This is a genomic window from Cronobacter sp. EKM101R (assembly GCF_963888145.1).
Taxonomy (GTDB): Bacteria; Pseudomonadota; Gammaproteobacteria; order Enterobacterales; family Enterobacteriaceae; genus Cronobacter; species Cronobacter turicensis.
This window is the reverse complement of record NZ_CAWPHW010000020.1, coordinates 1-7,001: the sequence shown is the minus strand read 5'-3', so window position 1 is coordinate 7,001 and position 7,001 is coordinate 1. Positions and strand designations below refer to the sequence as shown.

The 7,001-nt window shown below is 51.1% G+C and carries 12 protein-coding genes and 1 pseudogene; 2 read left to right on the top strand and 11 right to left on the bottom strand.

The window, feature by feature from the left end; all coding sequences use genetic code 11:
* Positions 1-275: 275 nt before the first annotated feature.
* The 8 genes from AACV31_RS12520 to AACV31_RS12485 form a co-directional block, all read right to left on the bottom strand.
* Positions 276-1,088: an antitermination protein Q gene (locus AACV31_RS12520; protein WP_165157138.1), complete on the bottom strand. Its 813-nt coding sequence runs from the start codon at positions 1,086-1,088 to the stop codon at positions 276-278.
* Positions 1,078-1,689 (bottom strand): recombination protein NinG, encoded by a 612-nt coding sequence (locus tag AACV31_RS12515; protein WP_165157140.1) that lies wholly within the window; start codon positions 1,687-1,689, stop codon positions 1,078-1,080. The genes AACV31_RS12520 and AACV31_RS12515 overlap by 11 nt, the downstream gene beginning before the upstream one ends.
* 2 nt (positions 1,690-1,691) lie before the next feature.
* On the bottom strand, positions 1,692-1,892 hold the full coding sequence (locus AACV31_RS12510; protein ID WP_165157142.1) for a hypothetical protein: 201 nt from the start codon (positions 1,890-1,892) through the stop codon (positions 1,692-1,694).
* A gap of 2 nt (positions 1,893-1,894) precedes the next feature.
* Entirely contained in the window at positions 1,895-2,350 is a 456-nt protein-coding gene (locus AACV31_RS12505) for a YbcN family protein (RefSeq protein WP_165157144.1), read from the bottom strand.
* 153 nt (positions 2,351-2,503) lie between these two features.
* Complete coding sequence (locus AACV31_RS12500) at positions 2,504-2,734, bottom strand: hypothetical protein (RefSeq protein ID WP_165157146.1); 231 nt, start codon at positions 2,732-2,734, stop codon at positions 2,504-2,506.
* 101 nt (positions 2,735-2,835) lie between these two features.
* Positions 2,836-3,069 (bottom strand): DinI family protein, encoded by a 234-nt coding sequence (locus tag AACV31_RS12495; protein ID WP_165157148.1) that lies wholly within the window; start codon positions 3,067-3,069, stop codon positions 2,836-2,838.
* A gap of 504 nt (positions 3,070-3,573) precedes the next feature.
* Complete coding sequence (locus tag AACV31_RS12490) at positions 3,574-3,729, bottom strand: Hok/Gef family protein (protein ID WP_085000993.1); 156 nt, start codon at positions 3,727-3,729, stop codon at positions 3,574-3,576.
* 237 nt (positions 3,730-3,966) lie between these two features.
* The gene (locus AACV31_RS12485) at positions 3,967-4,530 is read right to left on the bottom strand and encodes an ORF6N domain-containing protein (RefSeq protein WP_221413637.1); all 564 of its coding nucleotides are present in this window, start codon (positions 4,528-4,530) and stop codon (positions 3,967-3,969) included.
* A gap of 339 nt (positions 4,531-4,869) precedes the next feature.
* On the opposite strand from AACV31_RS12485, the gene AACV31_RS12480 reads away from it, so the two are divergent.
* Positions 4,870-5,148 carry a type II toxin-antitoxin system RelE/ParE family toxin gene (locus AACV31_RS12480; RefSeq protein ID WP_165157152.1) on the top strand — a complete coding sequence of 93 codons (279 nt, stop codon included), beginning with the start codon at positions 4,870-4,872 and terminating at the stop codon, positions 5,146-5,148.
* Positions 5,148-5,453, top strand: coding sequence for a HigA family addiction module antitoxin (locus tag AACV31_RS12475; protein WP_165157154.1), 306 nt, complete (start codon positions 5,148-5,150; stop codon positions 5,451-5,453). Before AACV31_RS12480 ends, AACV31_RS12475 begins: the two co-directional genes overlap by 1 nt.
* A 453-nt stretch (positions 5,454-5,906) precedes the next feature.
* On the opposite strand, the gene AACV31_RS12470 is transcribed toward AACV31_RS12475, so the two are convergent.
* From AACV31_RS12470 to AACV31_RS12460, 3 genes and pseudogenes are all read right to left on the bottom strand, one after another.
* Positions 5,907-6,221, bottom strand: a complete 315-nt coding sequence (locus AACV31_RS12470) for a hypothetical protein (RefSeq protein WP_165157156.1) — start codon at positions 6,219-6,221, stop codon at positions 5,907-5,909.
* Positions 6,214-6,570, bottom strand: a complete 357-nt coding sequence (locus AACV31_RS12465) for a hypothetical protein (protein WP_165157158.1) — start codon at positions 6,568-6,570, stop codon at positions 6,214-6,216. Before AACV31_RS12465 ends, AACV31_RS12470 begins: the two co-directional genes overlap by 8 nt.
* Positions 6,567-7,001, bottom strand: a pseudogene (locus tag AACV31_RS12460) (chromosome partitioning protein ParB); the annotation flags it as partial. The gene AACV31_RS12465 and the pseudogene AACV31_RS12460, both read right to left, overlap by 4 nt.

The following is a 7,001-nucleotide window of genomic DNA, read 5'->3' as shown; positions in this document are numbered from 1 at the left end:
GAGCAAGTCAGGGTAGGAGCCACCATCATTCAGAACCGGCGCAAATAATACTCAACAAAGATGGCAATTCAATAACCACAATTTAAAAATGGGTAAATTTTTGTATTGTTTATAACAAAAACGACTATCGCTGAAAGCGGCAACAGAAAAAGAAAAACCCGCTCAGCGGCGGGTTTAAAATCATTCAACGAAAGATACACAATGCCCATCATTAGGAGAAATCTAGTCCATTTCCGCCAAAAGGTCAATAATGGCCAGTGAGCCTCAGCTGGAATTCACCTTGTCACCCTTTGCAAACAGGCTTCTGCCGAAGCTTCTTGTTTGTGACACTCTGTAATTAATGATTCATACAGAGGCTTAAATGATCTTCTCCAGGTTGTTTCCGGTATATTTAGAACCGCAAGACAAATCGCCTTTCTGACGTTATCAGCTGGTAATCTTGAATATCCGCGCCCAGAGCACCTTTCGCAGGTTTTCATCACAGGAACCCCCTGACGCGCGCTTTCCTCTTTATCAATGACCGTCCCCTTTCCATGGCAGCGACATGCATTGCTGATGACGCCCTTACCTTCACATTTAGCGCAGAGAACACGAACAGCTTCACGCGCCTCCTTCCATTCTTCCCAGTATGACGGGAAGACACCTTTAGTGATTTTCGCCCATTCTGGCGGCTTGCCGTCGGGGTAATAAATTTTGTTGGTGAAAACCTCCGCATCAACAAAACCACTTCCCGCGCAGCAATCACACTGACGAACGCTGGCCGCGCTGCGGCAGTAATCCTGAAAGGCAAAAGTGCACATAATCTCCAGCACTTTAGAGCGAATGGTTTCGTCCAGCCGGGTAAGCGCCCTGCAATTAACCGCAAGTGCTTCCGCGACATCGTAGAGGCCATCAAGTGCCCGCTCTGGTGAGCTGACACCAATCTTTGCCAGATAGAGATCAAACCCGAGGGCGCTTTGAGAACTAACCAGCCCCAGCGCGGCCATGATATCCGTACCAGTAAGCGCACCGGATGCTGTTGCGCGAGATGCATCACTCAGCACTGGAGATTTAGGTGCAAAATATTTTGCTACAGATTCAAGATTCATGTGCTTCTCCGGCGCGGTAAGCGCGTAGGTTTGCCCTGGCTCGCGCCCGTATGGCCGCCAGTTCTTCGCGTGTGTATCGGTGAGTTTCGTTGTTGCTTTCCAGCACCTGCACGCGCTCTTCGCCGATTAATGCCACCAGCGCCGCGCGATAGGCTTCAATATTCCCGGATTTATGGACGTTGCAGGACGGGCACTGGAGCCAGACGTTGTCGTCGGTGAATCGCAGCTGTGGTGCGGCGGCAGTTGTCCGGTAGTGTCCTGCGTGCCACACCGATGCGGCTAACGTGCCGCATGAAATGCAGCCGTGACCTGTGGCAATAAGGTATTCGCGCCGCCAGTCGTTATAAGCCCGCTGCGTTAGTTGCATCCAGTGGCGTAGTGGTTTTACTTCGGCGCGCCGCGTCGCCAGGCGTTTGCGTTCCGCCTTTTCCGATTCATGTCGTGCTTTAATCCGCTTTGCTTCAGCTTTAATCTTCTCTTTTGCCCTCAGCTCCATCGCGTAGATTGCGCCATGCTCCGGACTGCACCAGCGAATATTGCTGTAAGCCGGGTGAAACCATTCCCCGCAGACCTTACACTTCCGGCGTGACTGCTTTGTCATACTTACCCCCACACCCGCTGCTGAAACGTTCTGTCCTGGCGTGGCGGGTATTTGCTCTCCGGCAGGAGCACGCGAACGGTGAATTTACGGCAGTCCGCAGAAAGATAGCGCTCAACTTTTGCCCCGCGCAGGCGATACCGGGATATCAACTCATCAGCTTCTTCGGCGGTGCAATCTGTATGTTCAAACCAGCCCATGCGCATGATTAAGCCTCCTGCCTCTGACGCAACTGCATGTATTCACAGTCGGCCGGAATGGTGAGCTGGCACCCGATACTCAGCGCCCAGGCCTCTACACGCGTGAGGAAGAAGTGCATATCGCCCGTGTCAAGATCGGATGTGTGCCGGAGGGAACGGATCGTGGTTTTCTCGCCGGTGATGACGTCGGTCATCTCGCGTTCTTCGTAGCCGAGGTAGGAATGCTTAAGTGCATCTTTTACCCACTCAGGGGTTGCGAAGGATTTGCCGCGTGAAATGAGGTACTGGCTGATTTGCTCGTACCACATATGGCTAAGGTTATTTTGTGAAAGGCTTCGGGTTTCACGCCAGGGCCGGAGTATCAGCCGATAGCATTCCCCACTGGCGAGCAATGGTTCTATTTGCTTACCGATTGCAGTGAAGTTGGATTTGTGAAGGCGGATGCCGTCTTTTGGAAAGTTCATGCGCCACCTCCGCAGAGGTTAGACGCCGGATACAAAAAATCGCCGGTTCCGGCGGATACCAGAATCAGTAATTGGGATGGGAAATTAATATTTTCAAAATGCGCCATGGTGTCACTCCGTGGCGCAGCAGGTAACGGTTGTTCAGGCCGTTATTTAAATATTATCAGAAGGCGGGGTTACCTGGTAGCCCAGCCTTCTGATAAATCGAATGAAGCCATTCGGCGTAAAAACTTCTTCATCGTCTGTCAGCGGGCGCATAGACATCACGCCATTAACACAGTACAGCAAATGTCGCCTGGACAGCACAAAACTGTGAATTACACGCCCGTCAGAACGTCTGACAAGGTCGCACCACTCGTTTTCTGTTTGCGATGAATTTTTCATATTCTTACTCCCTCCGGGAGACTAACAGCCTAATTAAAAACATCGGCAGCAGCACCAGGGGGAAACAAACACATACTCCAAAGGCGCGCCGCCAGATTTGCTCAGTAAAACCAGTCGTCTGCGCTTTCCCATACCTCCTGAATTAGTGCTTCTATTTTGACCTTATCTTCCTTACCTGCGCCATAAATGTTCAGTCCGTCAGAACCGGCACGGCGGATCACCAGGTGGCAATCCGCATACAGTTTTTCCAGTCGCCCCGACAGCTCTTTTTCCAGTGCTGGTACGACCCCAGTTGGAAGTGATTTATTGCGATCAATGGTGAGTTCAATTTTCATGACATCCTCCACAAGATACTGTATGCATGTACAGTATATGCAGGTGATGGATTTGTTCAACCCCTTAAGAGCACTTTTTGCCACAGCCATTAGATTGAAATCTTTAATGATTTTCTAAAAAAACAAGGTCTGACGTGCTACCGTCAGACCTTCGTGCCACATCCCTTCAAACACTTTCACCAGCAGGTCTCGTCTGATTACATTTCCCTCACTTTTTCGCAGATTCGACAGTATCAGGTCAACCCATCCGATGAATATATCGTCAGCTATTGGCTGAGTATTTACCCTGGGACTGCGTTGAGAAAAGATGAATTTTTGCACCCTTTTGGCGGTCATTCACAAAGGCGAGGGAGATTTATTTTTTAAGATGGTGTGAAAACGTGACGGCATGTTTTCAAAACCAATGGCGTCAGACATAAAAAAACCCGCCTGAGCGGGTTTAGTGTGGGTGCATTGAGGATACCAACACATCAGAGGTGGCGGGGACTCCTCCCCGCCGGTCTCTTACTCCTCAGATTCGTAAGCTGTGAAGACAGCGACCTCCATATGGCCGGTTCGGATTCGTACCTCGCAGAGGTCTTTCCTCGTTACCAGTACCGCCATAACGGCAGTAATACAGATGACGATCAGGGCGATTAGTATCGCCTTTGGCTGCTTCATAGCCTGCTTCTCCTTGACCCGAAGGTCCGTAAGAGGCTAATCTTTATGTGTCGCATATAGATATGGCCTCGGTGAATGTTAAGCGTCTTGCAGGACGCTGAATGTTTCCGGGGCTTTTCTCTATCTGCCTTATAGTACATGCCCGAGGCAGATAGCCTCAAGCACCCGCAGGGATTCTAATTAAATCACTGCCTTGTCGCAAATTTTCAGGCCTTAATGTGGTATGCGGCAGCCCAATCACATCGTTCCGAGAACTTCTGCCAGCAAATCTCTTTTGATAACAATCCACCCGCTTTTTCGCAGTTCAGAAAGTATCTGATCAACCCGACCGATAAATGTATTTTCGTCGACAGGCTGAATCTTTGCTCCGGCATCGCTCAGGGTGAGAATGAAGCGCTGCTCCTTTCTGGTGGAAATCAGTGAAGTATCACGTACGGGCAATTGCGGTCGCAGACTGAAATAGCAGTCCTCCAGTTTTTCGAACACGTCCCATGCCTGATCGGTTTCGAGCATTTTGGCGTGGCGGGCAGCGCCGCGTTCTGTCCAGAGGATGAGGGAGCGGACTTTCGTCGAGATGGGATTTTGTGAGTTACTTAAAGTAACCCGCAAATTTTTTAGCTCATCGCCCGTGACTCTGAAAAAGTGCTTACCCTCAAGAAAGCGATCAGCGTTGCGGGTAAAATTTACTTTGATGTTATTTTTTTCTGTGCCGTAAAGTTGGGCCAGCAGTTCGGTTGTAATGACAGGAATATTTTGATGAACAGTCAGCGAAATTGATTCAACGGAAATTTGAGTGGTCATAGCGACGCCCTCTTGTTGGATAGTTTTTTTATCACCACCAACGACGCCAATCATGGGTGGTGAACTGTGCAGGGTTGGCGTAACCGGTCCAACGTCCGGCGCTTCCAAAGAAGCCCCCACACAGCCCACCATAATTTGAATAAGCTTGTGCTTTACGCATAAAAAAACCGCTAACGCGGTTATGCGCTGTTGGATATCCGGGACGCCAATCCCGGCAGCCGATTTTGCGGCTGCGTGGGGAATATAGCCCCGGAATATTAATGCTGTCAACATCAGGCGTTGCGCCAAACGGTACACCCGTTATAATGATTCGCGTAACGCAACAGGGAACAGCAACGCATGATAAAATCCTGGAAACACAAAGGACTCCAGCAGTTTTTTGAGCACGGTTCCGCCGCTGGAATCAACCCTCAGCACGCAAAACGCCTGCGGGTTCGTCTGAGAGTGATTGACCTGGCTGAAACCATCGACGATATCAACCTCTCAGGTTACCGACTACACCCACTGCACGGGGATCGCGCCGGTATCTGGTCTGTAACCGTATCGGGAAACTGGCGCATTACCTTCGAATTCCGAGACGGCAACGCCTACGTTCTTAACTACGAGGATTACCACTAATGAAAATGCATAACCCGCCGCATCCTGGCGAAATCATTGCCGATATCATGGAAGAACTCGACATCAGCATTAGAGAGCTGGCTCGCGCACTTAACGCCGCACCGTCAACGGTTCAGCGCCTCGTATCCGGCACGGCATCAATCTCGCCGGAGATGGCCATAAAGCTCGCCGCCGTTCTCGGCAGCACGCCAGAAGCATGGCTTCGCTTTCAGTCGGCTTACAGCCTTGAACAGGCGGAGCGCGAAGTTGATGTGTCTCACCTGACTACACTGTATCGCCCCGCACCTGTAAATTTCCGGCCCTGATAAGCGCCGTCAGTGGCCAGAAGCGCATCCACAGCTGTTTTCGTGAAAACCATCAAAAAACCCTGGATTTAACAGCCGGGGTTTGGTAACGCGAGGGACATACCAGTAATGCGCCGTTATTGGGCTCTCATACATTTCTGAGGCTGCACAAAGCGGTAACACCCCTTCCTTCACTTCACAGGCATAGAGCCATGCCATAGTCCTGTCTGTGAATACGCGCTCCCCAACCTTCCATGCAACAGGAAACTGAAAAGGTTGTGTAAGAGCTGCTTTGCGTTCTGCAGCGGATTTAGGCACGATTGGGCCTCCTGCTGGATTCACATATCAAAATGACCACTGAAACAATCACGACCATCAGACCGAAGATTAATCCCCTGGCATCCTGAGCCTGCGGGTTAGAAGTAGCCATAAGAAGCGCGCCAACAACATTCAATGACCAGTGAAGAATTAACATCACCCCTCCTTGCCCGGCGCTGCCGCCACGCAGGCGTCATTAGTCGGGTTGGCGTTTTTCCGGTTAGAGCGGCACACGAGCGCCCAAAAATTCATTTCGCCAATCAGCGCCGCGGTAATTTCAGCACGACGACGAAATCCTAATTTATTGGCCTTCCCAACAGACCGGCGATGCTGGCGCATTACCTTCCTCTTGTGCGCTGCTTGCACTTCCTGCCGTCGCTGCTTTGATGCGTAAACGCCTTTTGCGGGCACTTTACGCGCTTGTTTTTGGTACGCAGTTAACAGGTCATGTACGTATGTAAATTTAGCCATGCTTACTCCCCCCTGTCTCAAGATTGATGCCAGCTGCCAAAACCTTTTCTGCCTGCCGTATATCCGGGTTACCTGCAATCATCACTTCCGGTGCGTCACACTCGCCGCCCAATTCAACAATGCACTCATGCCCTGTTCGCAGGCATGATTTATAACCGCTAACTGCCTGCTTGAGTGCATCTGTAAGCTCTGCGTTCCGCTTTTCTGCGGCCGCTAAGGCACATCTCAAATCAGCGTTTTTCTGCTCCAGCGATTCGATTAGCTTTTGCTGCTGGTTTATATGAACTTCAAGCGCAGATAGTGACTGACTGGCTTTTTCCAGTGACGCTTTCAGCTTTGCTGTGTTCATGCTGCTCTGCTCCTTGATGCTTCAATGCTTTTCTGCTCTTCGATGATTTCCAGCGCTTCGGCAAGCGCCAGACCTTCCATCGTGATTACGCCCTCTTCGCTGATTTGGGCCAGCGCCAGCAGCTCAGCCAGGCGCCGGGCCTTTTTCACGCTCAGTTCTGGCGCGATGAGGCTGCGCGTCACTTTCTTTTTCCCCGCGGCCGCAGCGGCGGCCTTGTCCATTTCCAGCACTTCCCCGGCCTTCTCGCCGTGCTCTTTCACACGGTCAACGGCGACATCAACGGATACCTCGCCGGATTTAACGCTTTGCTGCACGTCATGATTCGCCATCGCCAGCGTTAACAGCTTCTCGATAGTGGCAACCGACTTATGAACCTTCTGCGCAATTTCCTGCTTCGTCAGATTGAACGCTGCCAGCTCTTTCACCACGGC